This is a genomic window from Stenotrophomonas sp. YIM B06876, assembly GCF_030711595.1.
Lineage (GTDB): Bacteria > Pseudomonadota > Gammaproteobacteria > Xanthomonadales > Xanthomonadaceae > Stenotrophomonas.
Window position 1 is genome coordinate 1 of the sequence record NZ_JAUJUJ010000252.1, and the last position, 1,177, is coordinate 1,177.

The 1,177-nt window shown below is 51.2% G+C and carries 1 rRNA gene; it reads left to right on the plus strand.

Annotated features, from left to right (window positions below):
• Positions 1–380: 380 nt before the first annotated feature.
• Positions 381–1,177, plus strand: a 16S ribosomal RNA gene (locus QZH66_RS16515); the annotation flags it as partial.

Below are 1,177 nucleotides of genomic sequence, written 5' to 3' on the forward strand. Positions count from 1 at the left end.
AGTTTTGAAGAAAGTCGGTAAAAACCCGGTCTATAATTCAAGGCTTCGCTGGAAGGAAGTGCTGCTAGGCGGCGCGACGGAAAGCGAGATTCGAAGAGTTCTTAATAGCCCTTCGAATTGACAGGAAATAAAAAATCCTGTTAGAATTCAAGGCTCAGCTGATCGCAGCTAAGTCGGTAGAAAAGAAAGACCTCGGTCTGACTCTTGTGCCAGGAACCTTAAAAATATACAGCCGATAAGCGTGGGCGTTTGAAGGCGATTGCCAAGTTCTTTGGAACTAAGTCGCAAGACTTTAAACGCTCATGAGAGTAAAGAAGTGAAGTTCACTTCAATTCTTGATTTTAATGAGTGGCCTCGAAAGGGGCAAAAAACACAAGATCGAACTGTAGAGTTTGATCCTGGCTCAGATTGAACGCTGGCGGCATGCCTTACACATGCAAGTCGAACGGTAACAGGTCTTCGGATGCTGACGAGTGGCGAACGGGTGAGTAATACATCGGAACGTGCCCGATCGTGGGGGATAACGCAGCGAAAGCTGTGCTAATACCGCATACGATCTACGGATGAAAGCAGGGGACCGCAAGGCCTTGCGCGGACGGAGCGGCCGATGGCAGATTAGGTAGTTGGTGGGATAAAAGCTTACCAAGCCGACGATCTGTAGCTGGTCTGAGAGGACGACCAGCCACACTGGGACTGAGACACGGCCCAGACTCCTACGGGAGGCAGCAGTGGGGAATTTTGGACAATGGGCGAAAGCCTGATCCAGCCATGCCGCGTGCAGGATGAAGGCCTTCGGGTTGTAAACTGCTTTTGTACGGAACGAAAAGGTCTTCTCTAATAAAGAGGGCCCATGACGGTACCGTAAGAATAAGCACCGGCTAACTACGTGCCAGCAGCCGCGGTAATACGTAGGGTGCAAGCGTTAATCGGAATTACTGGGCGTAAAGCGTGCGCAGGCGGTTATATAAGACAGATGTGAAATCCCCGGGCTCAACCTGGGAACTGCATTAGTGACTGTATAGCTGGAGTGCGGCAGAGGGGGATGGAATTCCGCGTGTAGCAGTGAAATGCGTAGATATGCGGAGGAACACCGATGGCGAAGGCAATCCCCTGGGCCTGCACTGACGCTCATGCACGAAAGCGTGGGGAGCAAACAGGATTAGATACCCTGGTAGTC